Source organism: Streptomyces sp. R302 (genome assembly GCF_012927245.1).
Taxonomy (GTDB): domain Bacteria; phylum Actinomycetota; class Actinomycetes; order Streptomycetales; family Streptomycetaceae; genus Streptomyces.
On the sequence record NZ_JABBGE010000009.1, the window covers coordinates 342,296 to 367,383 of the forward strand.

Below are 25,088 nucleotides of genomic sequence, written 5' to 3' on the forward strand. Positions count from 1 at the left end.
GACCTCACGGCTGGACGACAGCCGGCCCCTTGTTGTCCGCGAGGATCTGCTGCCCGGCCGACTGGCCGGTCACGGCGTCCTGCACGGTCGCACCGATCCCGACCGCCAGGACGGCGGCCGCGATGATCCCGGTCAGTCTGATCAGCTTGGTGTGCATGGTCCGTCCCCCTGTGAGTAATGCGGCCGGATAGGGCGCCGAGCGGCACTGTATCCGTGGTCGACATGAAGGTGCCGCAGGCCGATACCGGAACGTTCCCGCCCGCATACCTCGGAGGGAAGCACCTGGTCGAGGTCCGGGATGCGGAGGGGACGCGCACGAGTGAGACCGTGAGCGGTTCACGCGTCCAGCACCGTCGCTTCAGCGCTGTGAGCGGCTGTCGAGACCGTGCTCGAAGAACGTGATGGTGGTCTGGACGCTGTCGTTCTGGCTGGTCACGGCGGACCGCCCCGGGTTCGGTGAGAGCTGCGCCGTCGCGCGGTGCGCGTGGTCGCCGAGGCGGACGAGGGGCCGGGTGGCGTCGCAGGCGTTGCCGCGGAGGGCGGCGGCGATGTCGGTGACGCCGGCGAGTTTCAGGATGCCGATGGCCAGAATGCGTCAGGTCGCCATCGCACGGGGTGAGTTGACGGTCCGCAGTGGCCTGTTCCCGGCCGCGCGACGCGTGGTGCGACGCGTGGTGCGACGCGTAATGCGATGCCGCGTTCGCGCGGCCGGGCCAGTGCGCGGCGGAGCAAGGGGATGTGCCGGCGCGGACTCTGTCCGGGCGGCGCCGGCGCGGGCCGCGGCGGCGTCGGTGATCACCGCGCGCCGGTGCGCGTGGCCGACGCGTCAGCTCTGATCCCGCGAGTGTCCCCGGGCCGCACGCCGCCGCAAGCCGCCGCACGCCGCCGCACCGACCGCAAGACCTTCTATGCCGGCACGAGCCTTACCGCAGGCCGGGCACCGCGGCCTCGCGTGATCACGGAACGGACGTCACGCGATCGCGCCGAAACCCCGAGTACGAGAGGGGGAACGTTTCGGGAACCGCCCTTGGCAGTCTCGCCACATCATGGCGACGACGCGATAAGGAAGTCCATGTTCAGTTCGAAGCGTGCCCACGCTAACGGGGACCGGTACCTTCTGCTGCTCGGTGCCGATCTGATGTTGCGTGAGCGAGCCATCGTTTCCGCCCTGCGCACCTATCCCGGCCCGGTTATCGGCATGACGGAGGATCCCGTTTCCGGTGCGAACCGGTATTTCGACCACATCCTCCCGGCCAGTAGCTACAAGGCGAAGCCCGCGCTGAAGGCAGTGGAGGAATTCGAGCGGGAGACCGGCCTGCAGCCGGACGCGGTGGTCCCCATCTACGAGATGAACCTGCACGCCTCGGTGGCGATCGCCCATCACTACGGGCTGCCGGCGCTCTCCGACGAAGCACTCCGGCGCTCGCGGGACAAGCACACGATGAAGGTGTCGTTCGAAGAAGCCGGTGTTCCCTGCGCCCGGCACCGGCTGTTCTCCACCGCTGAGGAACTGCGCGCCATAGCCGCGGAGCTGGAGTTCCCCCTGGTGCTGAAGCCGAGGGACTTCGCCGGGAGCGTCGGGATCATCAGGGTCGACTCGGCCGACGAACTCGACGCCGCCTATGAGCACTGCCGTTCCTCGCTCATGGAGGTCGCCGGGACCTTCGATCTCACTGACGGACGCTTCCAGGTGGAGGAGTTCTTCGTCTCGACGCACGAGGTCTCTGTCGAGGTCATCAACTACGAGGGCAGCCGCGCGGTGCTGGCCGTCACCGACAAGAGCAAGAGCGCACCCCCGTACTTCGCCGAGACCGGCCAGCTGGTGCCGAGCCGGGAGAGCGACAACGAGGCACTGCGCGAGACCGCGCTCAAGGCCTGCGAGGCGCTCCGCATCGACCGCGGCATCGCCCACGTCGAGATCCTGGTCAACGGGGACGCGCTGAGCGTGGTCGAGGTCGGGGCCCGTCCCGGCGGCGACGGCATCATGGACCTCATCGACCGGGTCTACGGCTTCAGCCCGTACGACCTGCACATCGCGGCGTACCGCCGGACGATCGAACAGCTGCCGCCGATCCCCGACATGCCGCGGGGCATCGCGGCGACCGGCTTCCTCAAGGCCGCCGGCGGCACGATCACCGGTGTACGCCAGCCGCAGGGGTTCGATCCGGTCGAGCGCGCGCTCTACGTGACGGCGAAGCCCGGCGACCACTCCCGCCCGGCGGACTCCTACCTGGGGCGCGAGGGCGTCATCGAGTGCTTCGAGCACGGGCGCGGTCCTGGTGACTCCGAGGAATTCCAGGCGCGGGTGGCGGAGCTGGCGGCGGCACACAGCCAGAACCTCTTCAGCGTCGAACCGTGATTGCGGAAAGCAGAGCGGCACGGCTCATCGGCATGGTGCGCGACCCGCTCCACCTCGCATTCGTCGCCCCTCTCGACCAGGGCATCAAGCAGTCAGACCAAGCTCCTGAGCGGGGCGAAAGGAATTCGTCGTGAGTGCGTCCGTTGTCACCAGTCTCCCGGGGCCCGTTTCGCGGCGGTTGCTGGAGCAGCAGGAGCGGGATGAGTCCTCGGCCCGTACCTATCCGCGGCACACGCCGATCGCGGTCGCCGGCGGAGAGGGTTCCTATCTGCACGACGTCGACGGAAACAGGTTTCTCGACTTTCTGTCCGGGGCCGGCGTGCTTGCTCTCGGCCACAGCAATCCCGAGCTGATCGCCGCCGCACAGGCTCAGCTGAATGTCGCTTCCCACATGCTCGACTTCCCCACCGAGGCGAAGTCGGAGTTCTCCACCCGGCTCCTCGGAATGCTGCCCGAGGCAATGCGGGACCGCATGAAGATCCACTTCTGCGGGCCGACCGGTGCGGACGGAATCGATGCCGCGCTGAAGCTCTGCAAGACCGCGACCGGGCGGGCGGATGTGGTCTCGTTCCACGGCGGCTTTCACGGCAGCACGCAGAGCACGCTGGCGATCACCGGGCTGCGCGGCTCGAAGGAACACCTGCACAATCTGATGCCCGGTACGACGTTCTTCCCGTACTCGTACTGCTTCAAGTGCCCGCTGTCTCTGAACCCGGACAGCTGCCAGGTCAACTGCGTGCGCTACCTGGAGAATCTGCTGGCCGATCCGAACGGCGGCGTACGCCTCCCGGCCGCTGTGGTCCTCGAGATGGTGCAGGGCGAAGGCGGGGTGGTCCCGGCCCGCGCCGAGTTCGTCACCGAGCTTCGCCGGATCACGCGCGAGCGGAACATCCCGCTGGTGGTCGACGAGGTGCAGACCGGCTGCGGGCGGACGGGTACGTGGTACGCCTTCGAGCAGTACGGGATCGAGCCCGACGTCATCGTCTCGTCCAAGGCCCTGGGCGGCGGTCACCCGGCTTCGGTGATCATCTACGACGAGCGGCTGGACGGCTGGGCGCCCGGCGCGCACACCGGAACCTTCCGCGGCAACCAGCTCGCCTTCGCCGCGGGTGCCGCCCTCATGCGGATCGTCGAGCGCGACGAGGTGCTGCCGCATGTGCGCGAGATCGGGGAGTTCCTCCGTTCGGGACTGGACGCGCTGCAGCTGAACCCCGCCATCAGTCCCATGATCGGCGAGGTCCGGGGGCGCGGGCTGATGCTCGGTGTCGAGCTGAACCCGGTCGGGAGCTGGACTGCGAGCGAGGTCGCCGGCCGGGTCCGGAAGGCCGCGCTCCGCCGGGGGCTGCTCTTCGAGCTCGCGGGACGGGACGACTGCGTCGCCCGGTTCCTGCCGCCCCTGAACCTCAGCCGCGAGGAAGCCCAGGAGGCCCTGGACATCCTGGGCGCGGCCTTCGCCGAGGTGGGCACCGAAGCGCTCGGTGCCCACGTCGGCAGCCAAGACGGTAGTCACGAGCAGGAAGGGAGCCGCGCATGACGGCGACATCCTCAGTACGTTCGGAAGAGATCAGAGCTTCCTATCAGCGCTTTCCCCGGTGGACGCAGCACGGCTGGACGTGGATCACCGGTAAGGCGCTCCCCGGCCAGCAGCCGCTGGTCCGCCTGAACCCCGTCACCTACCTGATCTGCGACTTCATCGCACTCGCGGCCGGTATCGGCAGCGCCTGGTGGATCGTCGCACGGGGTCCGCTCTGGGCGCTCGTACTGCTGCCCCTGTCCTGGTGCATCACCGCGTCCGCGGCGCGCGTGTGCTCGACGGTGATCGCGCACCACGCGATCCACACCCGCTTCACCGGTCGGATACGGCACGACCGACTGATCCACCAGGTGCTGTCCACGCTGGTGTGCACCGACGACGCGGATCAGTACTACGAGGACCACGTCAATCTGCACCATCGCAAGGAAACCTTCGCGACCCTCGCCGATCCCACCATCCAGCACCTGCTCATGCTCGGATTCCGGCCCGGGATGTCCACCCGGGCGCTGTGGCGCCGGCTGGCCTGGACGATCGTGTCCCCGCGGTTCCATGCCGAGTTCCTGTACACCCGGCTGGCCCAGAACCTCATCCGCTGTGCGCCGTACCGACGTGTCATGGGGTTCGCCTACCTCGCCGCCGTTCTCGGCGTGGTGACCTGGCAGGGGGTGTGGTGGGAGTTCACCGTCGCCGTGCTCGTCCCGATGATCCCGCTCTACCAGATCGTCGCGCTGCTGGAGTTCCTCAGCGAGCACGCCTGGTTCAAGGCCAAGGACGGCAGCCTGAGCGGCCGGGCCTTCCACGTGTCGCATTCCTGGGGACGGTTCTGCGGTGATCCGCTGCCGCCGAAGGGCCTTGGCGGGTACGACGCGATGCGCGCCTGGTTCCGATGGGGCGCCCGCCTCGTCTGCTACCACATCCCGGCTCGGGTCCTCGTCGTACCCGGCGATCTCGCGGTACACGACTTCCACCACCGGCGGCCCTCGACCCGCGAGTGGGTACGCGCGGCGTACGCCCGTCAGCACGACATCGACGCCGGACACCCCAAGTGGCCCGCGTACACCGATGTCTGGGGCATGGGCGACGCCATCGGCCGGGTGTTCACGATCCTGAGCCAGGAGAAGCCCACCGAGTGGGGGCTCGGCGGCGAGAAGAGGCGCACGTCCGAGGGCACGCAGGCGGCGGTCTCGCCGTCGAGGATGGTGAACGATGCCGCGTGACTCCGAGCACCTGCGTGTCGTCAAGTTCGGGGGATCGTCCTTCCTGGAGCTGGCGGACTACGCCCGGGTCGCTGCCCATCTGATCGAGATGACCGACGACGGCGACACCGGGGTGATCGCCGTGGTGAGCGGGATGTCCGGCTCCACCGGGCGGCTGCTCGAGGCGGCGTTGGCGGTCGATCCGGACCTGAAGCCGGAGGTGCAGGACCAGGCGCTGGCCACCGCCGAGATGCTGAGCGCCACTCTGCTCCGGGCCGCCCTGCACGCACAGGGAAGCACGGCGATCGATCTCTGGGCGCACCAGCTGGGCATCGTCGGTGATGACACCGCCACCCGGTCGAAGATCGTCACGATCGACCCCGCGCCCGTGCGCAAGGCACTGACCGAGCATCAGGTCGTCGTGCTGGCCGGCGGCCAGGCGGTACGACCCGACGGCCGCATCACCATGCTCGGCCGCAACAGCTCGGACCTCACCGCGGTCGCCATCGCCGGGGCACTCGGCGTCACCGAGTGCGAGATCTACTCCGACGTCCCCGGTGTGTACACCACCGACCCCTACACCGAACCCGCGGCCCGGCTGATGCCGGAGCTGTCCTACGCGCAGTGCGAAGCGATGTCGGACAGCGGGGCCAAGGTCCTGTTCGGCGGGTCGGTGGCGGCGGCCAGGCGGTACGGCGTCGCCATCGCGTGCCGGTCCCTGGGCGACGACCGAGGAACCGTCGTGGGTCCGGGGACGGGCACGACCACGGTGGTCGGTGACCGGAAGGCCCAGGTCTTCCGGCTCGCAACCGGTGCCGATCCCGACCGGGTCGCCACGCTGATGCGGGAGACGGGACTCGTCTCCGTGGCCGTGCCCTCCGACGAGCCCGTCCTGGCGTTCACAGGTGACCAGCGGGGTGTGGCCGAAGCCCTGGCCGGCGCCGGGGTGACGGCCGAGGCCGTGCACGGAACCGGGTTGATGTCGGTCGTCGAACCGGACGGCACCGCCCGGCGGTGGTTGGCCCCCCTGGACGAGGTGGACGCCCAGGTCCGGCGCGAACACGGGCTGCTGTACCGGCAGTCCGGTTCCACGGATCCGGCGCGCCTCGTACCGAAGACCCGCTCGGCCAACAGCGGGCTGCTCATCGGTTCCGCCGGAACCGACTCGTAAGCCTTCCGGAATGAGGAGAACAACAGTGGAACCGCTGCGCATTCATTGGGACGTACCGACGGACGGGGGCGGCCAGGCCAAGCCCACGGAGAAGTACAAGCTGGGCGCCCTGGACATGGGTGAGATCACCGACTTCGTCAAGGAGGCCGAGGAACTCGGCGTCGACAGCCTCCTGTTCGGGATCGGGCACTACCTGCCGGATCCCGTGCCGATCATCGCGGCCCTCACCCAGCAGACCGAGCGGGTCAAGTTCATGCTCGCGTACCGCCCGGGGCTCCTTTCTCCGACGCTCTTCACGCAGATCGTCAACACCCTTTCCTGGATGTCCGACGACCGCCTCGCCCTCAATGTGGTCGCCGGGATCTCGGTGGCCGAGCAGGCCGGCTACGGCGATTACCTGGCCCATGACCAGCGGTACGCCAGGTCGGGTGAGTTCCTGCACATCCTCCGGGAGTTCTGGGAGGGCGAGGTCCCGCAGACCTTCGACGGGCAGCACTACTCGATCAAGGACGCGGAACTGCACCTCGGTTACAAGGGCGGCAAGCGTCCGGAGATCTACATCAGCGGTGCCTCGGAGGTGGCGCAGCAGACCGCCCTCAGCTACGGCGACTGCTGGATGCGTTACGGCGACACCCCGGAAGGGATGCGGCAGGCGAGCCTGCCGCTGATCGAGGGGGGCTGCCGGGTCGGTACCCGGATGCACGTGCTCGCCCGGGAGACCCGCGAGGAGGCGCTGGCCGAACTCGCCGAGCTGATGGGCGATCCCGACGCCGAACACGAGGCGTGGATCCGCGAATTCGTCAAGAACGTGGACTCCGAAGCGGTGAAGTCCTCCTTCCGGCTCGCCGATCAGGCTTCCGGGAAGTGGCTCTCGCCCTACATCTACACGGGCGCCGTCCCCTACCGCGGAGGCCCGGCGCTCTGCCTGGTCGGCAGCTACCAGGAGGTGGCCGACTACCTCTTCGAGTACAAGCTCGCCGGTATCAGCGAGTTCATCTTCTCCGGCTGGCCGACCCGGCCGGAGATGAGGACCTTCTTCACCCACGTGGTGCCCCTCATCCGTGAGCTGGAGCGTGACGCGCAGCCGCAGTCATGACTGCTTGCCCAAACCCGCTGAACTCACCTCACTGAAAGACGGACCCCATGCACATCGTGATTCTCAACCGCTGGCCCAGGTTCTCCGACGAACGGCGCTGGGACAACGAACTCGAGCGATTCGAGGATCTCGACCACGGCCGGCACCGGATCAGCTATGTGGTCGACGCGGAAGGGGCTACCGGAGTCCTCGCCGATCGTTCGCACATCGCGGATTTCGTCCTTCTCGAGGATCTGACGGATCTCGACGCGGTGTGTGCCGCCGTACGGGGAATATCCGACCGCGTCGGACCCGTCGATCAGCTGGTGGCGTTCTCGGAGTACCTGCTGGACGTGGCTGCCCAGGTCCGCGAGGAACTGGACATCCCCGGTCCGCGTCCGGCGGAGGTCGACACCTATCGGAACAAGCTGACCATGAAGCAGCTCCTCGCCGACGCGGGTGTACGGGTGCCTCGGTTCGCCCCTTGCGGGGATGTGGAGACGACCACGCGGAGCGCCCGGGACATCGGGTATCCCCTGATCCTCAAGCCGGTCGCCGGGGCGGCCAGCAAGGGCGTACACCGCGTGGCGGACGAAGCGTCGCTCCGGTCGTGGTTGGCGGCCATCGACAGCGCCGACTACCAGATCGAGGAACTGATCGAGGGGACCGTCTACCACGTGGACGGATTCGCCGACCACGAGGCGCGGGTGCCCTTCCAGGTGGTGTCCCGGTACATCAACGACTGCCTTGCGTTCGAGACGTCGGGAGAACCGCTCGGTTCGGTGGTCGTGCAGGAGTCCGCGCTGAGGACGAGAGTCGAGGAGTTCGCCCGGGCCTGTGTCGCCGCGCTCGGCATGAGGTCGATGGCGATCCACCTGGAACTCTTCGTGACCCAGGACGAGGAGATCGTCTTCCTGGAGATCGCCGGGCGTGTCGGCGGCGCCGAGGTGCCGCATCTCATCAACCGGCTCTTCGGCGTCAACCTGAGCTGGGTCTGGTTGCAGGCGATCTGCGGAGAGCCCGTCTCCCTCCCGGCGAAGACGTCGGACCCGTCCGGTGGCTGGCTGATCATTCCCAAGCCCGACCGGCTTCCCGCCAAGGTGCTCCACCGGACCTCGATGCGGCCCTCGGTCCCGACGGTCTGGCGCGAACTCGTGCCCAGCCCGGGGGAGGTGCTGGACCCGGACGGCAGTTACGACGCCATCCACAGCGGGCGGTACATCCTCGTCGGGGACGAAGCGCAAGTCGAAGCGGATATTCAGCACATCATCGAGAACTTCCGCATCGAGACCAGTCTGCTTCCGGTGTGAAGGGGAGAGAGATGTCGTCAGCAGTGAAGACCCTCACGCCGATTCCGCCAGCGGCGAAGCACGCCGGCCGGACACGCCCCCTCTTCCTGACCGGGGTCCTGCTGGGCGCCGTGGCGGAACAGATCGTGCTCTTCGCCCTTCCCCTGCTCATCTTCCAGAAGACGAACGATGTCGCCCTCCTGGGCCTCGCCTATGCCATCGAATGGCTTCCGGCGTTGCTGGCATATCCGTTCGCGGGTCTGATAGCCGACCGGGACGGGGGTCCCCGGCTGTTCTCCGTCGTCACCGCCGGCCGATCGGTCGTTCTCGTCCTCGCCCTGGCCGGCTGCCTGCTGCTGTCGGACTGGCAGACTCCGATCCTGATGTCCTGCGGAGCGCTCCTCGCCCTGTTCCTGGCGCCGGTTCACATGGCGATCGAGAAGGTCGTGCCACAGGTGGCCACGGGCGAGGACCTGCCGAAGACACAGGGGCTGGTCCAGAGCATGGAGGTCTCGGCGATGGCCGTCGGCCCCGCGCTCGCGCTGCTGGGCGTGATGCTCGTCGACAAGACCATGCTCCTCGGCGTCGCCGCCGCGGTGTTCGCGGCCGCTGCCTGCTGCTGGCTGCCCGTACCCCGCGGACCGAGGGCCGCGAAGCCCGGCAGCGCGAGGGAGACCATGGCCGAGCTCGGCCTGGGCTGGAGACTTCTGGCCAGGAACAAGCCGTTGGTCCTGCTGGCCGGTCTGAACTTCTCGATCAACCTGGTCTTCGGCACGGCGCTCAGCGCCAATGCGGCGTTGGTGACCGACGTGTTCGACGGCCCGGAATCGGCATTCGCTCTCCTGAATGTCTGTATCGGCGTGGTCGGAATGGCCAACCTGCTGGTCATCCCGTTCCTGCTGCGCTTCTTCGACGTCAGGGTGATCGGCGTGGTCGGCCTCGCCCTCCTGTGTGCCTGTCTGGTGGTGCTCGGCTTCGCGCCGTCGCTGCTGGTCTACGGTCCGGCTTTCGTCGCGGCGATGGTCGGGGTGACCTACTTCAACGTCTACAACCGCACCCAGCGGATCAGGGTGATCGAGCCGGAGCACCTGGGCAAGGTCATGGGGCCGTTCTACATGATCAATCTCCTGGCGGCACCGCTCGGCGGACTGCTGCTGGCCGGCCTCGGCACCAGTCTCGGGCCGCAATCGCTTATCGCGATCTCCGCGATCGCGCTGAGTGGAGTTTCCGCCGTCCTGCTCCCGCTGACGATGCGTTCCTTCCACCGCGCATTGAACGGTTAGACCGGCTCCATTCCATTCGTTGCGGGCGATACGTTCGCTCAGCTCTGCACTTTCCACATAAGGGGAAGCCCGTACCATGAGCATTGAGGAAGGCGAAGCCTTTCGCTGCCTGCTGACCACTGTCGAATCCGACTCCCATTTCTGGAACCTGATCTATCTGGAGAAATTCATCGCCGAGAATGGCGGAGAGGTTCGCAATCTGGGCGGCTGCACGCCCGCGGATCTGGTCGTCAAGGAGGTCAACGAATTTCAGCCGGACCTGGTTGTGGTTTCCAGTGTCAACGGTCATGGCTACTACGGCACCAGCGTCGTTCTGACGGAGTTCAAGCGAGCCGGCATCGACGTTCCCTGTGTCGCGGGCGGCAAACTCACCACTGCACCGTCGGACAACGATCGGGTGCGCCGGGAATTGCTCTCCCAGGGCTGCACCGACGTCTTCGTGGGTGAGAACGCCGTCGATCGCTTCCAGGAATTCCTGGATTTCGGCGTCCGTTACGGGTTCGCTGCCTGGCAGCCCAGCATGCCGGTGGTCGCACCGTGGGACGGGCGCGCCGCCAGCCTGTCCATGGCTCAGTAGCATGTCCGGCTACATGGATCGGTTCATTGCCGACGCCCGACGACGCGAAACCCTGGTGGTGCAGCCCCGGATGGGGTTCGGCAACATCGCTACGATGCGCGCGGGCCTGCGCGCGGTACATGACCTCGACATCCCGGTCGTCGGAACCATCACCGTCGACAGTTATACCCGCGTCGGCGACCACGTGAGCTCGATCGAGCGGCTGAGGGCGGGGGAGGAACTCAACGGGTACCCGATCGTCTCCCACCCGATGGAAAAGACCCGGGAAATGCTCGCCGGACTGTACGGGCCCGGGTTTCCCATTCAGGTCCGGCACGGCACGGCCCTGCCGTTGCGGGTGATCGAGAGCCTGGTGCTCGCCGGCCTGGACGCGACGGAAGGCGGGCCGGTCTCCTACTGCTTGCCGTACAGCCGTCTCCCGCTCGAGCATGCGGTATCGGCGTGGGCCGAGAGCTGCCGCTACCTCGCCGGCGAGGTGGAGCACGGGCACATCGAGAGCTTCGGAGGGTGCCTGCTGGGGCAGTTGTGCCCGCCGTCGCTGCTGATCGCCATGACGGTGCTGGAAGGACTGTTCTTCGCACAGCACGGCGTGCGGTCCATGTCGCTGAGCTACGCCCAGGGGACGCACGACGATCAGGACAGAGCGGCTGTGCGCGTGCTGCGGACACTGGCGCAGGAATATCTTCCTTCGGCCACGTGGCATGTCGTCCTCTACACCTACATGGGGCTGTTTCCGAGTACTCCTGACGGCGCCACGGAGCTGATTCGCAGCAGTGCCCGACTGGCCCGCGACACGCACTGTGAACGCCTCATCGTGAAGACGGTGTCCGAGGCGTGGCAGATACCGAGCGTGGCGGAGAACCTGGACGCACTGCGGGTGGCGTCCGCTGCCGCCGGTGGGCCGCCGGCAGCTGCAGGGCCGCAGGAAAAGGAATACTTCGATGAAATAATGGAAGAAGCCCGATGCATGATCGAAGGGGTCCTCGATCTGGACGCCGATATTGGTACGGCGCTCACCCGTGCCTTCGCGTTGGGGGTGCTCGACATTCCCTTCTGCCTGCACGCCGACAATCAGAACAGAACGACGTGCGTGCTGGACGATCAGGGTGCTCTCAAATGGGGCGACATTGGGAATCTACCATTCCGGGGATCGGTGCGGCAGAATGCGATGGGGTCGCTCGAGTCGAGCGAGCTCTACCGTATGCTGAATCATGTCGCCCATCGCTATGACCACGGTCAGCAAAACAGAGAGAAGGGCGATGATGGAAAGTTCTGACCGCTTCAGGGAACTCTTCGGTTCCTTTCCCACCCCGGTCGCAATCGTGACTGCGATGGGTGCGGACAACACCCCGTTCGGTTTCACCAGCAATGCGGTGTGCGCGGTGTCGGCAGCGACGCCGTCGCTCCTGATCTCGGTGGGTGCGGGCTCGCGGACGCTGCCGGCGATCGTCGCCTCGCAGGCGTTCGCGGTGAACTTCCTCTCGGTGGAGGGCCAGGCGGCGTCGGAGCTGTTCGCGAGCAAGGCGACCGACAAGTTCGCGCACGTGGAGTGGGAGCCCTCCGCCCTCGCGGCAGGGGCACCGCTCTTGACGGACGTCGCCCTCAGCTATGCCGAGTGCCGGATCGTCGACACCACCCGTGCTGACGACCATTGGCTCTTCACCGCCCGGGTGGAAGGCACCGCTGTCTTTCCCCGCGTCCCGCTGCTGTACCGCCGCGGCGAATACAGCGCCTGGTCGTCCCACCATGACGCGTCGCTGCCCGTGCTGGAGGGAGCCCGGTGAAGAAGCTCATGCTGATCGGGGTCGGCCAGATGGGCCGGCCGTACGTCGCCGCCGCCGGTCGCCTCGGGGTGAGCGTCCATGCCGTCGAGGCGGCCTCCCGTGCCGACCAGGTGACGGGTACGGCGGGTGTCGCGCAGGCCCCGGGCGATCTGGACGAGCACTGGATGGAGGGCGCCTGCCTCGCCCTTCGGGACGGCCCGTTCGACGGCGTCATCGCCTTCAACGAGCCCCAGGTCATCGTCGCGGCCATGATCCAGGATCGGTTCGGTCTCCCCGGGCCGTCCTTGCACGCCGCGACGGCTTCTCGGAACAAGGCGCTGCAGAGAGCGCTGTTCACCGCGGCCGGGATCGCTCAGCCGGCGTACATCGTGACCGACTCCCTCGCCGAGGAGATGGACTGGGCCGCCGAGCGCTGGCCGGTGATCGTCAAGCCGCTGTCCTCCGCCGGCAGCGACGGTGTGGAACTGGTGACCGATGCCGAGAGCTTCCGTGCCGTGGCGCAGGCCCGCGCCGGTGAGCGGGTCATCGTGGAAGAGGCGATCGACGGCCCGGAGTACAGCTGGGAGGCGCTGGTCCGCGACGGCGAGGTGTGGTTCGCCAACACCACCGCCAAGGAGACCACCGGGCCGCCCCAGTTCGTCGAGGTGGGTCATCGCACGGGAGTACACCTGCCGGAACCGATGGCCGGGCAGGTGGCCGACACCGGTGCCCGGGTGCTGCGCGCGTTGGGGATGCGGACCGGTCTGGTGCACATGGAGTTCCGCCTCTCCGCCGCCGGGCCGGTTCCCATCGAGGTCGCGGTCCGGACTCCGGGCGACTACCTGATGGATCTCCTCGGTGCCACGTACGGCATCGACTGGTACGAGATGGTGGTCCGGATGGCGGTGGGGATGCCGCTGCCCGAACGGCCGGTCGGCCCGTTCCGGCATGCCGCCAGCATCTTCACCATCTCGGAACCGGGTGTGGTGCGGGACATCCGCGGTCTGGACGCGGTGCGGAGCCACCCGTCGGTGCTCCAGGCGGGCGTGGAGGTCGAGCCCGGGGACACGGTCCTGGCGGTGCGGAGTTCGGGTCATCGGACGGGCGCGATCGTGCTGGCCGCTCCGTCTTCCCCCGAGCTCGAGAGTGCCGTCACGTTCGTCCAGCAGTCACTGGTCGTCACCACCGTTCCGCCGCATTCCGCGTAGGCCGGCACCGCTGTCGACCCACGCGGTGACGGGGCTCCGGGCGGCCCAGCCGTGTGACCAGTTCGAAACCAAGACAAGAAAGCAGGGCAGTCATGGCCGCTCAAGGTCTCCGAGTCGGCGTAGTGGGCGCGACCGGGCAAGTGGGAGTAGTGATCCGCAGCATCCTTCGGCAGCGTGATTTCCCGATCGGGCAGCTGCGCTTCTTCGCCTCCGCGAAATCGGCGGGTCAGCGGCTTCCGTGGGGCGATGACAGCATCGTGGTGGAGAACGCCGAAACGGCAGACCCGTCGGGCCTGGACATCGTCATCTTCTCCGCCGGGGGAGCGACGGCACTGCGGCTGGCACCCCGGTTCGCGGAGGCCGGGGCCGTCGTCATCGACAACTCCTCGGCGTTCCGGATGGATCCCGATGTGCCGCTGGTGGTCAGCGAGGTCAACCCGGAAGCGGTGTCCGAGGCGCGGCGCGGCATCATAGCCAATCCCAACTGCACGACGATGGCCGCGATGCCGGTGATCAAGCCGTTGCATGACGAGGCCGGTCTGGTGCGGCTCACTGCGAGCACCTACCAGGCGGTGTCCGGCGGCGGGGTCGCTGGAGTGGAGGAGCTCAGGTCCCAGGTGAGCGGAGCGATCGACCGAGCGGCCGGCCTGGCGATCGACGGGGCGGCGGTGGACTTCCCGCCTCCGGTGAAATTCGCCAGGACCATCGCCTTCAACACGGTGCCGATGGCCGGTTCGATCGTCTCCGACGGATCCGCCGAGACCGACGAGGAGCAGAAGCTGCGCAATGAGAGCAGGAAGATCCTCGGCCTGCCGTCGCTGCGTGTCGCCGGGACCTGTGTCCGGGTCCCGGTCTTCACCGGCCATTCCCTCACGGTGCACGCGGAGTTCGCCCGTCCCCTCTCCGCCGAGCGCGCATCCGTGTTGCTCGGGAACGCCCCTGGCGTCCAGCTGTCCGACATTCCGAACCCGCTCCAGGCGTGCGGCCGGGACGCGAGTTTCGTGGGCAGGATTCGCCAGGACCAGAGCGTCGAGGAGGGGCGTGGCCTCGTGCTCTTCATCAGCAATGACAACCTGCGGAAGGGCGCGGCCCTCAACGCTGTCCAGATCGCCGAGGTGGTCGCGGCGAACCTGGTCGACGCGTAGCAGGGCGTAGCGGGCCATCCGTCCGAATCCCGGGGGCGGCTCAGGTCGAACCCCAGGTCAGACCCTTCTGACCTGGGGTTTTCCGGTTTCGGCGGGCGTGATGGCCAGGCGGGAGACGTGGGGTGGGTCGGCGAGGACGTCGATCGAGGTGATCGGGCCGGCCGGGGCGGTGAAGACGTAGACCGCGTCCGGGGCGGCGACCAGGGCGGGGGCGCCGTCCACCAGGATCGGGCGGGCCACCGCCGCGCGGGCGGCGAGGACGCGGGCGACGGCCGGGGCGCCGTGGGCGGGGCGGACTCCGCCGCGTACGGCTCCGCGGTCGGCGCGCAGGACGGCGTCGGGATCGAGGAGGGCGCGCAGGGCGGCCGTGTCGCCCTCGCGGGCGGCGGCGAGGACCGCGTCCACGGCGGCCCGGAGCCGTACGGGGTCGGGGGCGGGCATCTCCTCGGCGCCCCGGACGCGGGCCCTGGCGCGGGCGCCGATCTGGCGGACGGCCGCCGGGGCGCGTTCCAGGACGGTGGCGAGGGTCTCGTACGGGACGCCGTAGCGGTCGTGGAGGACGAGGACGAGCCGTTCCGCGGGTGTCGGGCCGGGGGTGTCGGGCCCGTCCGCCCAGGGGTCCCAGGGGTCGGTGCGGCGGGCTTCACGGGCCCGGAGCCGGCTTAGGCAGACCCGGGCCAGGACGGCTTCCGGCGGCGGGCCGGGATCGGGGACGGGGCCCGGGCCCCGGCGCGCCCTCGGTCCGGGGCCGTACGAGGCGAGGGCGCGTTCCGTGGTCCGTACCGCCCGGTCCGCCTCGGGGGCGGAGCCGAGCAGGCCGAGGGCCATCGCCCTCAGCCGCCCGCGTGTGGTGGCGTGCACGTCGGTCGCCGTTCAGTCGCCGTGTCCGGTGCCTCCGCTGCCGAAGCCGCCGCTGGAGATCCCGCCCCACTTGCGCTTCTCCTCGTCCGGCGGGGTCGGCGCGGTCTCGGTGCCGCCGCCGCCCTTGAGCTGGTACGGCATGAGCCGGTGCTCGCCGTCGGTGTGCGGCATCTCGGTGCCCTGGCGGTACTCCGAGGTCTCTCCGGGGAGCGCGCCGGTGTCCGGGCGGTGTGGTTGTTCGTCGGGCTCCGGTGGCCGGGGCTCGCGGGTGCGGACGCGGTAACCGAGCCAGAAGGCCCCGATGAGGACGGCGACGAGCACGAGGCCGCCGAGTACTTGTGCCAGACCTGACTGCCAGACCCCAGCGGCCAGGATCTCCGCGCTGAGAGTGTTCATACCAACAGGATTACCCGATTCCGCTTCTTCGGATGCGTTCGAGGGCGAGTTCGATGAAACATTTCCTCGGCTCCGCGGCGTCGAAGGGGTGTACGGCACGACAGCGAGCTCGGCGGTCGCACAGGGCGACCGCCGGTGACCACTCGCGACCGACCACCAGGGAGAGGGGGGACATGAGAACGTCCCGCGCGGACGAGTTCCTGGAGTTCGCCTCGGCGCGCACCGGCCAGCTGTTCCGGTCGGCCTGCCTGCTGACCAGCGGGGACGTCCACCTCGCCGAGGACCTCACGCAGGAGACGCTGGGGAAGATGTACGCGCTCTGGGGGAGGGTGTCCCGGATCGGCAACCCCGCCGCGTACGCCCAGACCGTGCTCGTCCGTACGTTCCTCAGCCACCAGCGGCGACGCTCCGCCACCGAGCGCCCGCTGGGCGAACTGCCCGACCACACCCCGGACGACGGCCGGGACCCGCTGCTGCGGATCGCCCTCCTCGACGCGCTCGCCGCACTGCCCCCGAAGGACCGGGCGGTCGTGGTGCTGCGCTACTGGGAGGACCGCAGCGTCGAGGAGACCGCCGACGCCCTGCACACCAGCTCCGCCGCCGTCCGCACCCGCTGCACCCGGGCGCTCGGCAAGCTGCGGCAGCGACTCGGCGGCAGCATCGCCGAGTTCGCGGCCCGCTGACGCGCTGGCGCGCTCATGCGCTGAGCGGAGCGCCGCCGCACCGCACCCCGCCGCATCCCGCCGCATCCCGCCGCACCCGTCACGCTTCCGGTACCTCACCGGCTTCCCGTATCTCACCAGCAGAGAGGGCTACTTCGTCATGCCCCAGAACGAACACCACGACCCCGACGCGGAGTTCCTCGGCGAGTTCGGCTCCGCCCTGCGCGCCACCGGCGAGGGCTTCCCCGTGGACAGCAGGCCCGAGCTCGTCACCGGCGGCCTCGCCCGCGGCCGCCGCCGGCTGCTGCGCCGCAGGCTCGCCGTCACCGGCGGCGCCCTCGCGCTCGCCGCCATCGGCGTCGGCGGCGTGTACGCCGGCTCCGTCGTCACCCCCGCCAAGCAGGCCGACAAGGCGTCCGTGGCGGGGGCGCCGGAGGGGGGCGGCGGGAAGGCGGGGGAGACCGCGGCGCCGGACGCGACCCCGACGGACGCCGTGGAGCTGAAGCCCGGGGAGGCCGAGATCCCGCTCTCCGAGATCGCCGACGTCCTCAAGGCCCACACCCCCGCCGGAAAGTGGCGGTTCGACAGCCTCGAAGGCACCGGCCAGGGCGTCGGCGGGTACTTCGACGACGGCGAGGGCGAGGCCGCCGTCGGCGTCTTCCTCTCCCGGGCCGGCCGCGCCCCCGACGCGGGCGCCGACATGGTGACCTGTCCGTCGAAGGCGTACGTCCCGTACGACGACTGCGACGAGGGGCGGCTCCGCGACGGCTCCCGGTGGATGGTCTTCCAGGGGTACGAGTACCCCGACAAGCGCGAGGAGACCAAGAACTGGCGGGCCACACTGCTGACCAAGGACGGCTTCCTCGTCGACGTCAGCGAGTACAACGCGCCCGCCGAGAAGGGCGCCGCGATCAGCCGCGAGAACCCGCCCTTCACCGCCGCCCAGCTCAAGACGCTCGTCGCCGCCGAGGCGTGGCGGCCGCTCCTGAAGCAGATCCCGCCGCTGCCCACCGCGCCCGCCCGGCCCGGCAAGGCAGGCAAGCCCGGCGAGGTCCGCCAGGCGCCGCCGCAGATCACCGGCGGCGTCGTGACCAACACCCTGCGTGCCCTGCTGCCGCAGGGGCTGAAGGTCGTCGACAAGGGCGGCGAGGGCGAGTTCGGGTTCCTGGTCGTCGACGACGGCAAGGGCAAGAGCCTCGTCCAGATCAACGTGCAGTACGGCATGGGCGACGTCGCCGGCCAGCTCTACGGCTCCGGTGACGTCACCACCCTCCCCGACGGCCGCAAGGTGAAGCTCACCCAGCAGCCCGGCGAGAAGGGCGGCGAGGGCGTCGTCTGGTGGACCGCCGACACCATGACGAAGGACGGCTTCCGGGTCGTCGTCTCCGCCTTCAACACCGGCGCGCAGCACGAGGCGGCCACCCGCGCCGAGCCCGCGCTCACCATGGAGCAGCTGAAGAAGATCGCCCTCGACCCGAAGTGGGCCAAGCTGCCCGCGAAGTGAGGCGAGGTGCGCGAGGGGCGGTACGCGGGCGCTACTTGGCGTCCGCGTACCGCTCCACCGTCGCCGTCGTGAACGGGAAGCGGACCGGGGTCGCGCCGAAGGCGATCCGGCCCGCCTCGTCGCCCGCCGCCCGGATCGCCTCCGTCACCGCCGCGGCCTCCTCGGCCGGGCAGTGCACGATCACCTCGTCGTGCTGGAAGAAGACCAGCTCGGCGCGCATCCCGGCGGCGGAGAGGGCGCGGCGCAGGGCCGCCAGCATCAGCAGGGCCCAGTCGGCGGCGCTGCCCTGGACGACGAAGTTGCGGGTGAATCGGCCTCGGGCCCGGGCGTTGTTCGAGGCGTACCCCGGGGTGAAGCCGGAGCCGTCGTCGTCGCCGGTCGTCCGGTTCTGTCCGGTCGTCCGGTCCGGCCCGGTCGACCGTTCCGGGTCGTCCTGGGGGAGGCCCGCCTCGCCGTCGTCGGCGGCGCCGGCCGCCCTCGGACTCGTACGGCCCAGCCAGGTGCGGACCAGCCGGCCCTCCTCGCCGGCCTTCGCCGCCTCGTCGACATAGGCCACGGCGCGGGGGAAGCGGCGGCGCAGCGCCGCCAGGTTCTTCAGGCCGTCGCCGCTGGTCTGGCCGTAGATCGCGCCGAGCAGGGCGAGCTTGGCGTGGTCGCGGTCGCCGGAGAACGCCCGGTCCGACAGCCGGGTGTACAGGTCGTCCGGATGGCCGGCGACCTCCATCAGGCCCGGGTCGCGGGAGATCGCGGCGAGCACCCGCGGCTCCATCTGGTCCGCGTCCGCGACCACGAGCCGCCAGCCCTCGTCGGCGACGACCGCGCGCCGGATCACCTTCGGGATCTGGAGCGCCCCGCCGCCGTTGGTGGTCCAGCGGCCGCTGACCGTGCCGCCCGGGAGGTACTCGGGCCGGAAGCGGCCGTCGCGCACCCAGTCCGCCAGCCAGGACCAGCCGTGCGCCGTCCAGATCCGGTACAGCTTCTTGTACGCGATCAGCGGCGCCACCGCCGGGTGGTCGAGCTCCTCAAGCTCCCAGCGGCGGGTGGACCGCAGCCGGATCCCGGCGCCCGCGAAGGCCTTGATCACGTCCGCCGGGAGATCGGGGCGCACCCGGCGGCCGAAGGCGGCCGACACCTCGTCCGCCAGCTCCGCGAGGCGGCGCGGCTCGCCCCCGCCCGCGTACCGCTCGCCCAGCAGCTCGTGCAGCAGCTCCCGGTGCACGTCGGCCCGCCACGGCAGTCCCGCCCGGTGCATCTCGGCGGCGACCAGCATCCCGGCCGACTCGGCGGCGGTCAGCAGCCGCATCCTGCCCGGGTGCTCGGCCCGGTCGTGGCGGCGCTGCTGCTCCGCGTACACCTCCAGGAGGCCCTCGAAGGGGACGGAGACGGCCGGTCTCGGCTCGAAGAGCGAGTCCTGGGAGCCGGGCTCGGCGGTGCGCGGCGGCGGGTCGGACGGCACCGGCCCGTTCCGCAGCCGGGCCCACGCGGCGGCGGCCGAACGGGGCTCGCCGAGCCGGCCCTCGTGGCCGAGGAGCAGCTGCTCGGCGTCCTCCACGTCGTAGCACCGCTCGACGCGGACGCCGGCGGCGAGCAGTCGGGGATAGACCTCGGCCGTCGACCGCCACACCCAGCGCGCCACCTCGGGCCGGGCCCGCACGGCGGCGACCAGGTCGGCCTCGCGGCGCACCTCCCCGGCGGGCGCGCCGTCCGGCCGCAGGGGGACGAGGACCGCGCCCTCCCCCTCCGGCTCCGGCGCCAGCGCCCACCTCTCGCTCATGGGTGCGAGTCTGGCATCCGCTACTGACAGGGGCCGTCACGCGGGCGCGGCGCGGCGAGGGCCTTCACGTGGCAGTGGCCGTGGCCGTGGCAACGGTGCGGTGCGGTGCGGTGCGGTGCGGTCCCTCACGCCGCCGCGTGGAAGAGGGCGGCCGCTTCGCCGCGGGAGGCGACGCCGAGTTTGCCGAGGATGTTCGCCACGTGGAACTTCACGGTGGACTCGCTGATGTGCAGTTCCCCGGCGATGTGGCGGTTGCGGTGGCCGAGGGCCAGGTGGCGCAGGACCTCGGTCTCCCGCTCGCCCAGGGTCGCCAGCGGATGCGCCGCCCCGGCCGGTGCGTCCGGTGTGGCCAGCGGCAGGACCGCCGTCATCGTGGTGCCCCAGCCGGGGACGGTCTCCAGCTCGATCCGGCCGCCGAGGACGTCGAGCCGGTCCCGTACCGTGCCCGCGCCGACGTCGCAGGCGGCGAGCGCGCCCGGGCCGTCGTCGCGGACGGTGGCGAGCAGTTCCTGCTCGGTGAGCCGCCAGCCGACGTGCACCCGGCCCACGCCCTCCTGGTCCAGGACGATCGGCAGCAGCGCGCGGACGATCGCGCGGGCGCTGTGGGCGAGGTCGGCGGGGAGCGAGACGTCGCTGTCCGGCGGGCCGAGTTCGAGCCGTGCCGGGTGGTGCCGGAAGACCGTCCGCAGCTCGTCGGCGAGCCTGCCGAAGGCGGCGCGCGCGGACTCCTCCGCGACCGCGCGGTCCCGCTGCCGCACGGAACGGATCTCCAGGAGCGCGGAGGCGGCGAGGTCGGTGGCGGCCGCCCGAGCGGCCGTGTCGTCCAGCTTCCGGCTGCGGAGCACCGACAGGACGCCGGAGACGGCCGCCGCGTGGGAGGTGGTCAGTTCGGCGATGACCCGCGCGCGGGTGTCGGCGGCGGTACGGGAGCGGGCCAGCGCCCCCGGCATGGCCTCGACCGCGAACCGGTCGAGATGGCTGGTCACCAGGTCCCACAGGGCCTGCGCCAGGGCGAGTCCGTCCGGTCCCGCGGGCGCGGCGCCGTCCGCGCGGAGCAGGACCAGGAGGGAGCGCCGGGCGGTGGCGTCGCTCGTCACCGCGAGGACCGGGCGCGGGCGTCCGCCGAGCCGGACCGTGCCCTGCCAGGGTTCGCCGGGGACCCCGGCGGCGAGCAGCGGCGCCAGGTCGGCGGGGGTGAGCCCGTCGGCCGCGTCGCCGGCCGTCTTGAACGGCGAGTGCGCGCAGTGCGTGGAGAGTTCGGCGGCGCCGAGGTGCGGGACGACGGGGGCGAGCGTGGCGGAGAGCTGTGCGAGGACCCCGTCGAGCGGCCTGCGGAGGATCTCGTACGCGGCGTTCAGCGTGGTCACGTCCATGTCGCCAGCCTAATCAGGGACTTGGGGAGGCCGGCTGGTCTTTCGGCCAGGTGGGACCGGCCGGAGGGAGGGCGGAGAACGGGCACGGGCGGGCGGAGGCTCGATCCCGTCGAGAGGCGAGCGCGGAGAAGCGGTCGTGGAGACGCGGTCGCGGAGTCGCGAACGCGTTGATGGTGATGTCGATGGCGATACGGAGGGCGACATGGCGGCGGCGACGATGGACGCGATCGTGTTCGAGGAGTTCGGCGGACCCGAGGTGCTGCGGTACGAGACCGGTGCCGAGGTGCCGGAGCCGGGGCCCGGCGAGGTGCGGCTGCGGGTCGCGGCGGCGGGCGTCAACCCGGTCGACTGGAAGACGCGCAGCGGTCTGATGACGGAGTTCCACCCGACGGCCTTCCCGGCCGTGGCCGGGATCGAGGTGGCCGGCACGGTCGACGCGATCGGCGAGGGCGTCACCGGACTCGCCGTCGGCGACGAGGTGTTCGGCTGGGCGAGGAGCGGCGGGTACGCGCAGTACGCCCTCGCCGGCGCCGCCGAAGTACTGCCGAAGCCGACCGGGCTGTCCTGGGAGGCGGCGGTGGGCCTGCCCGTCGCCGGCGAGACCGCGGCGCGGGTCCTGGAGCAGCTCGGGGTACGGGAGGGGGAGACGCTGTTCCTGCACGGCGCGGCGGGCGTGGTCGGCACGATCGCCGTCCAGCTGGCGGTCGCCGCCGGCGTCACGGTCGTCGGCTCGGCGTCCGCGGCGAACCACGACTACCTGCGGGGGCTCGGCGCGATCCCCGTCGCGTACGGCGACGGGCTCGCGGACCGGGTGCGGGCCGCGGCGCCCGGGGGCGTCGACGCGGTCTTCGACGCGGCCGGGTTCGGGGTGCTGCCGCTCGCGATCGAGCTCGCGGGGAAGGAGCGGGTCGTGACGATCGCCGCGACGGACGCGGACGAGCACGGGGTCCTCTTCAGCGTGCCCGAGACGGACTTCGGTCGGGTACGGGGGTGGCTGCGGGCGCAGGCGGAGGGGGTCCTCGCGGGCACCCTCCGGCTCCGCCACGCCGACACGCTCCCCCTGAAGGAGGCGGCCCGTGCCCAGGAACTCAGCGAAGCCGGCCACGTCCGCGGCAAGCTGGTCCTCGCCCCGTGACGAGCCGCCGCCGTTCCGTTGTGGGCCCCGGTTCCGCCCACCCGTCGCCGCCGTTTCGTTGTGGGCAGGCGTTCCACCTTCTGCGGGTGCCTCCGCACCTGCGCCTGAACCCGCACCGGTAGGGAGCCGTCACAACTGGTGCGGGTTCAGGCGCATGAGCCTGAGCGCGGCAAGGGCACACGGGGGTGGGGTGGGGCGGTGGCCCGGCTCCGACCCCGGCCACCGCCCTGTTCCACCTTCGCCGGTCAGCGGGTGAGGCGCCACGCGGGGAGGGCCGAGGCGGCGACGGCGACGGCGACGGCGGCGCTCGGCGCCGGTGAGCACCTGCGCCCGGTCGCCGACGACGCCCTGACGTCCGCGACGGGTGCGTCGAGCCCGACGGCGTCCGGGGCAGCTGTACCGGTGCCCGTGCCCGTGCCCGTACCCGTGCCGGTGAGCGTCCAGGGTGCGTCGAGTTCGCGCAGCACCTCGGCGTCCACAGGCTGTGGACGGTCGAGCGGCCGGGAGGCGAGCTCGGTGCGGGGCCGCGCCGGACCTCCACGGTCAGCCGGTCCTGGCCGAGGACGACGACGGCCGAGGACGCGAACCGTTCGGGGGCGTGCGGCGGCGGGGCCGGCGTGGCGGCGAGCCCGAGTCCGGCCGCCGTCAGCATCCCGGCCCCGAGCGCGAGCGCCAGGAACCCGCCCAGGAGGGCCGCGAGACGGGCCGCGACCTCGTGGGCCGTCGGCGCGGCGAGGCCGCTCGCCAGGCGGCCGTCGACGAGGAGGACGACCCGGTCCGCGCGGGCGGCGGCGAGCGGGTCGTGGGCCACCATGACCAGCGTGCGGCCCTCTTCGTCGACGAGGGCCCTGAGCAGGTCGAGCGCGCCGGTCGGTTCGTCGGCGAAGAGGACGGCGGGGCGCGTGATCAGCGGCCGGGCGACGGCGACCCTCCCCCTAGGCCCTGGGGCCTGGGGGGACCCCAGCACTGGCCGCCGGAGACCTCGGCGGGCCGGTGCCGCTCGCGGCCCGCGAGCCCGACCCGGGCGAGCGCCGCCCGGACCTCGCCGCGCGCGGGGCGGCGGCCGGCGAGGCGCAGCGGCAGGGCCACGTTCTGCGCGGCCGTCAGCGTCGGCAGCAGGTTGAAGGACTGGAAGCCGAAGCCGATCCGGTCCCGCAGCAGCAGCGTCGGCCGCCGTTCGCCCAGCCCCGCCAGGTCCGTACCCGCCACCTCGACGCGCCCCGCGTCCGGGCGGTCGGGTCCGGCGGCGCAGCGCAGCAGGGCGGACTTCCCGGAGCCGGAGGGGCCCATGACGGCCGTGAACGTGCCGGCGACCGCGTCGAGGTCGACGCCGTCGAGGGCCCGGACGTCCCCGTGCCGCCGGACGAGCCCCCTGAGCCGCACGGCGACGGCGACGGCGGGGTCGGAAGGAGGAGGGGTCCGGTTCACGACTCCAGCGAACCGCTCCCCCCGCCCCCGGGCCCCCACGCCCCGCACACGCCGTACCCCGTCGTCCTGAGACCATCGGGGGAGGAGAGTCGGTGTGGGGGGACGGAAAGGGCGCGGGCATGCGGGACGAGGCACGGGAGTCCATCGTCGAACGGGCGCTGCGGGGGGCGCTCCACGCCGACGACGACCGCTCCCTCGACACCGCCGCCTCTCTGCTCGCCGCCGACCCGGGGGCCGACGCCGGGCTCGCGCGGCGCGGGGAGGAGTTCGTACGGACCCTGTGGGAGCGCGGCTGGCAGCCCGCCGACCTCGGCCGGACGGTCGGCCGCGAGCTGGCGGAGGAGCATCTGCGGCTGCTCGGCGGCCTCGTACGGGCCGAGACCGCGCGGTACGCGACGCTGCCCCGGCGCTGGCGCGAGCAGATCGACGCGCTGGCCGACGTGCCGGGGGAGGGGGCCGGGCCCGCCGACCGCTTCTCGTACGCGACCGCCGTCCTGGAGCTGTACCGGCTGTTCGTCCGGCTGCCCCGGCTCGACGCGGTGGGACCCGTACCCGGCGAGACGCTGCCGCCCGCGGCCGTCGGGGAGCCGCGGATGCTCACCCGGATCCGGGCGCTGCTCGCCAAGGCGGAGGCCACCGGCTATCCGGAGGAGGCCGAGGCGCTGACGGCGAAGGCGCAGGAGCTGATGGCCCGTCACAGCCTCGACGAGGCCGGGCTCGCCGCCGGCGCGCCGTCGCCGCGGACGCCGGGGGCGATCCGGGTCGGCGTGGAGCCGCCGTACGAGCAGGCGAAGGCGATCCTGCTGGACGCGGTGGCGAGCGCCAACCACTGCCGGGCCGTGTGGAACGAGGCGTACGGCTTCTCGACCGTCGTCGGTTTCGAGGCGGACCTCGACCCCGTCGAGCTGCTGTACACCTCGCTGCTCGTGCAGGGGACGGCCGCGATGACCCGCGCGGAGGCCGAGCAGCGCAAGGGCGGCCGCAAGCGCACCAAGTCCTTCCGGCAGTCCTTCCTGCTCGCGTACGCGAACCGGCTCGGCGCCCGTCTGGAGGCGACCTCCCGGCGGGTCGCCGCCGAGGCGCCGACGCTGCTCCCGGTCCTCGCCACCCGCGAGGCCGCCGTGACGGCCCGTACGGACGAGCTCTTCCCGGAGACCCGGGCCACCCGGGTCCGCGCGATGTGGGACGAGGACGGCTGGAACCACGGCGCCACCGCCGCCGAGTCCGCCACCCTGACCCCGGACCGTGCCCGCCTGGACCGCGCCCGCCTGGACCGCGCCCGCCCGGACCGCGCCCGCCCGGACCGCCGTGCCCGGGGCTAGAACCGTGGGGTGAAATGTCGGCTTACGGGGGGT

At 71.2% G+C, this 25,088-nt stretch carries 22 protein-coding genes and 1 pseudogene; 16 read left to right on the plus strand and 7 right to left on the minus strand.

Translation table 11 applies throughout. The annotated features are described in order from the left end of the window. Positions 1–4 precede the first annotated feature (4 nt). Positions 5–157 (minus strand): hypothetical protein, encoded by a 153-nt coding sequence (locus HHL19_RS27965; RefSeq protein ID WP_169093116.1) that lies wholly within the window; start codon positions 155–157, stop codon positions 5–7. Positions 158–1,198: 1,041 nt separating this feature from the next. On the opposite strand from HHL19_RS27965, the gene HHL19_RS27970 reads away from it, so the two are divergent. The 12 genes from HHL19_RS27970 (at position 1,199) to HHL19_RS28025 (ending at position 14,600) form a co-directional block, all read left to right on the plus strand. Then, entirely contained in the window at positions 1,199–2,359 is a 1,161-nt protein-coding gene (locus tag HHL19_RS27970) for an ATP-grasp domain-containing protein (RefSeq protein WP_240981903.1), read from the plus strand. 178 nt (positions 2,360–2,537) lie between these two features. Next, positions 2,538–3,893 carry a diaminobutyrate--2-oxoglutarate transaminase family protein gene (locus tag HHL19_RS27975; protein ID WP_206325176.1) on the plus strand — a complete coding sequence of 452 codons (1,356 nt, stop codon included), beginning with the start codon at positions 2,538–2,540 and terminating at the stop codon, positions 3,891–3,893. Then, complete coding sequence (locus HHL19_RS27980; protein WP_169093118.1) at positions 3,890–5,110, plus strand: fatty acid desaturase; 1,221 nt, start codon at positions 3,890–3,892, stop codon at positions 5,108–5,110. Before HHL19_RS27975 ends, HHL19_RS27980 begins: the two co-directional genes overlap by 4 nt. Continuing rightward, entirely contained in the window at positions 5,100–6,260 is a 1,161-nt protein-coding gene (locus HHL19_RS27985) for a hypothetical protein (protein WP_169093119.1), read from the plus strand. The genes HHL19_RS27980 and HHL19_RS27985 overlap by 11 nt, the downstream gene beginning before the upstream one ends. Before the next feature lie 25 nt (positions 6,261–6,285). Beyond that, positions 6,286–7,356: an LLM class flavin-dependent oxidoreductase gene (locus HHL19_RS27990; protein WP_346768408.1), complete on the plus strand. Its 1,071-nt coding sequence runs from the start codon at positions 6,286–6,288 to the stop codon at positions 7,354–7,356. 47 nt (positions 7,357–7,403) lie between these two features. Continuing rightward, positions 7,404–8,645, plus strand: coding sequence for an ATP-grasp domain-containing protein (locus HHL19_RS27995; RefSeq protein ID WP_169093121.1), 1,242 nt, complete (start codon positions 7,404–7,406; stop codon positions 8,643–8,645). An 11-nt stretch (positions 8,646–8,656) separates the two neighbouring features. Then, entirely contained in the window at positions 8,657–9,907 is a 1,251-nt protein-coding gene (locus tag HHL19_RS28000) for an MFS transporter (RefSeq protein ID WP_169093122.1), read from the plus strand. Between the two features lie 76 nt (positions 9,908–9,983). After that, a complete protein-coding gene (locus tag HHL19_RS28005) occupies positions 9,984–10,484 on the plus strand; it encodes a cobalamin-dependent protein (RefSeq protein ID WP_169093123.1) in 501 nt (166 codons plus the stop codon). A 1-nt stretch (position 10,485) separates the two neighbouring features. Continuing rightward, positions 10,486–11,760, plus strand: coding sequence for a methylaspartate mutase (locus HHL19_RS28010; protein WP_169093124.1), 1,275 nt, complete (start codon positions 10,486–10,488; stop codon positions 11,758–11,760). Beyond that, on the plus strand, positions 11,747–12,268 hold the full coding sequence (locus tag HHL19_RS28015; protein ID WP_277355184.1) for a flavin reductase family protein: 522 nt from the start codon (positions 11,747–11,749) through the stop codon (positions 12,266–12,268). The genes HHL19_RS28010 and HHL19_RS28015 overlap by 14 nt, the downstream gene beginning before the upstream one ends. Then, positions 12,265–13,455 (plus strand): ATP-grasp domain-containing protein, encoded by a 1,191-nt coding sequence (locus HHL19_RS28020; protein ID WP_346768407.1) that lies wholly within the window; start codon positions 12,265–12,267, stop codon positions 13,453–13,455. Before HHL19_RS28015 ends, HHL19_RS28020 begins: the two co-directional genes overlap by 4 nt. Positions 13,456–13,547: 92 nt before the next feature. Continuing rightward, the gene (locus tag HHL19_RS28025) at positions 13,548–14,600 is read left to right on the plus strand and encodes an aspartate-semialdehyde dehydrogenase (RefSeq protein WP_169093126.1); all 1,053 of its coding nucleotides are present in this window, start codon (positions 13,548–13,550) and stop codon (positions 14,598–14,600) included. Between the two features lie 57 nt (positions 14,601–14,657). Here the strand turns inward: HHL19_RS28025 and HHL19_RS28030 are convergent, their stop codons facing one another. Next, entirely contained in the window at positions 14,658–15,461 is an 804-nt protein-coding gene (locus HHL19_RS28030; RefSeq protein ID WP_169093127.1) for an RNA polymerase subunit sigma-70, read from the minus strand. A 12-nt stretch (positions 15,462–15,473) separates the two neighbouring features. Next, complete coding sequence (locus HHL19_RS28035; protein WP_169093128.1) at positions 15,474–15,857, minus strand: DUF6479 family protein; 384 nt, start codon at positions 15,855–15,857, stop codon at positions 15,474–15,476. A gap of 173 nt (positions 15,858–16,030) precedes the next feature. Here HHL19_RS28035 and HHL19_RS28040 point away from each other — a divergent pair, with 173 nt between their 5' ends. After that, a complete protein-coding gene (locus HHL19_RS28040; RefSeq protein WP_169093129.1) occupies positions 16,031–16,540 on the plus strand; it encodes a SigE family RNA polymerase sigma factor in 510 nt (169 codons plus the stop codon). Between the two features lie 139 nt (positions 16,541–16,679). Further along, positions 16,680–18,023 (plus strand): hypothetical protein, encoded by a 1,344-nt coding sequence (locus tag HHL19_RS28045; RefSeq protein ID WP_169093130.1) that lies wholly within the window; start codon positions 16,680–16,682, stop codon positions 18,021–18,023. 31 nt (positions 18,024–18,054) lie between these two features. On the opposite strand, the gene HHL19_RS28050 is transcribed toward HHL19_RS28045, so the two are convergent. Together HHL19_RS28050 and HHL19_RS28055 are read right to left on the minus strand one after the other, a co-directional pair. Next, positions 18,055–19,797: a bifunctional 3'-5' exonuclease/DNA polymerase gene (locus HHL19_RS28050; protein WP_169093131.1), complete on the minus strand. Its 1,743-nt coding sequence runs from the start codon at positions 19,795–19,797 to the stop codon at positions 18,055–18,057. A 125-nt stretch (positions 19,798–19,922) separates the two neighbouring features. Then, positions 19,923–21,170, minus strand: coding sequence for a LuxR C-terminal-related transcriptional regulator (locus HHL19_RS28055; RefSeq protein WP_169093132.1), 1,248 nt, complete (start codon positions 21,168–21,170; stop codon positions 19,923–19,925). Positions 21,171–21,387: 217 nt separating this feature from the next. Between HHL19_RS28055 and HHL19_RS28060 the strand changes: the two genes are divergently transcribed. Then, positions 21,388–22,305, plus strand: a complete 918-nt coding sequence (locus HHL19_RS28060) for an NADP-dependent oxidoreductase (protein WP_169093232.1) — start codon at positions 21,388–21,390, stop codon at positions 22,303–22,305. 245 nt (positions 22,306–22,550) lie between these two features. On the opposite strand, the gene HHL19_RS37775 is transcribed toward HHL19_RS28060, so the two are convergent. Together HHL19_RS37775 and HHL19_RS37780 are read right to left on the minus strand one after the other, a co-directional pair. Next, positions 22,551–22,784 (minus strand): hypothetical protein, encoded by a 234-nt coding sequence (locus tag HHL19_RS37775; RefSeq protein WP_240981932.1) that lies wholly within the window; start codon positions 22,782–22,784, stop codon positions 22,551–22,553. Positions 22,785–22,993: 209 nt separating this feature from the next. Beyond that, a pseudogene (locus HHL19_RS37780) lies at positions 22,994–23,688 on the minus strand (ABC transporter ATP-binding protein); the annotation flags it as partial. Between the two features lie 164 nt (positions 23,689–23,852). Between HHL19_RS37780 and HHL19_RS28070 the strand changes: the two are divergent. Continuing rightward, on the plus strand, positions 23,853–25,055 hold the full coding sequence (locus HHL19_RS28070; RefSeq protein ID WP_169093233.1) for a DUF2786 domain-containing protein: 1,203 nt from the start codon (positions 23,853–23,855) through the stop codon (positions 25,053–25,055). The last annotated feature ends 33 nt before the right edge of the window (positions 25,056–25,088 follow it).

Bases quoted from the DNA above. Each gene is read 5' to 3' on its own strand.
- HHL19_RS28060 (WP_169093232.1), top strand. From the start codon at position 21,388: ATGGACGCGATCGTGTTCGAGGAGTTCGGCGGACCCGAGGTGCTGCGG.
- HHL19_RS28025 (WP_169093126.1), top strand. From the start codon at position 13,548: ATGGCCGCTCAAGGTCTCCGAGTCGGCGTAGTGGGCGCGACCGGGCAA.
- HHL19_RS27965 (WP_169093116.1), bottom strand. From the start codon at position 157: ATGCACACCAAGCTGATCAGACTGACCGGGATCATCGCGGCCGCCGTC.
- HHL19_RS28005 (WP_169093123.1), top strand. From the start codon at position 9,984: ATGAGCATTGAGGAAGGCGAAGCCTTTCGCTGCCTGCTGACCACTGTC.
- HHL19_RS27995 (WP_169093121.1), top strand. From the start codon at position 7,404: ATGCACATCGTGATTCTCAACCGCTGGCCCAGGTTCTCCGACGAACGG.
- HHL19_RS27970 (WP_240981903.1), top strand. From the start codon at position 1,199: ATGACGGAGGATCCCGTTTCCGGTGCGAACCGGTATTTCGACCACATC.
- HHL19_RS28040 (WP_169093129.1), top strand. From the start codon at position 16,031: ATGAGAACGTCCCGCGCGGACGAGTTCCTGGAGTTCGCCTCGGCGCGC.
- HHL19_RS28070 (WP_169093233.1), top strand. From the start codon at position 23,853: ATGCGGGACGAGGCACGGGAGTCCATCGTCGAACGGGCGCTGCGGGGG.
- HHL19_RS27980 (WP_169093118.1), top strand. From the start codon at position 3,890: ATGACGGCGACATCCTCAGTACGTTCGGAAGAGATCAGAGCTTCCTAT.
- HHL19_RS28055 (WP_169093132.1), bottom strand. From the start codon at position 21,170: ATGGACGTGACCACGCTGAACGCCGCGTACGAGATCCTCCGCAGGCCG.
- HHL19_RS28035 (WP_169093128.1), bottom strand. From the start codon at position 15,857: ATGAACACTCTCAGCGCGGAGATCCTGGCCGCTGGGGTCTGGCAGTCA.
- HHL19_RS28010 (WP_169093124.1), top strand. From the start codon at position 10,486: ATGTCCGGCTACATGGATCGGTTCATTGCCGACGCCCGACGACGCGAA.
- HHL19_RS27985 (WP_169093119.1), top strand. From the start codon at position 5,100: ATGCCGCGTGACTCCGAGCACCTGCGTGTCGTCAAGTTCGGGGGATCG.
- HHL19_RS28015 (WP_277355184.1), top strand. From the start codon at position 11,747: ATGGAAAGTTCTGACCGCTTCAGGGAACTCTTCGGTTCCTTTCCCACC.
- HHL19_RS28045 (WP_169093130.1), top strand. From the start codon at position 16,680: ATGCCCCAGAACGAACACCACGACCCCGACGCGGAGTTCCTCGGCGAG.
- HHL19_RS28050 (WP_169093131.1), bottom strand. From the start codon at position 19,797: ATGAGCGAGAGGTGGGCGCTGGCGCCGGAGCCGGAGGGGGAGGGCGCG.
- HHL19_RS28000 (WP_169093122.1), top strand. From the start codon at position 8,657: ATGTCGTCAGCAGTGAAGACCCTCACGCCGATTCCGCCAGCGGCGAAG.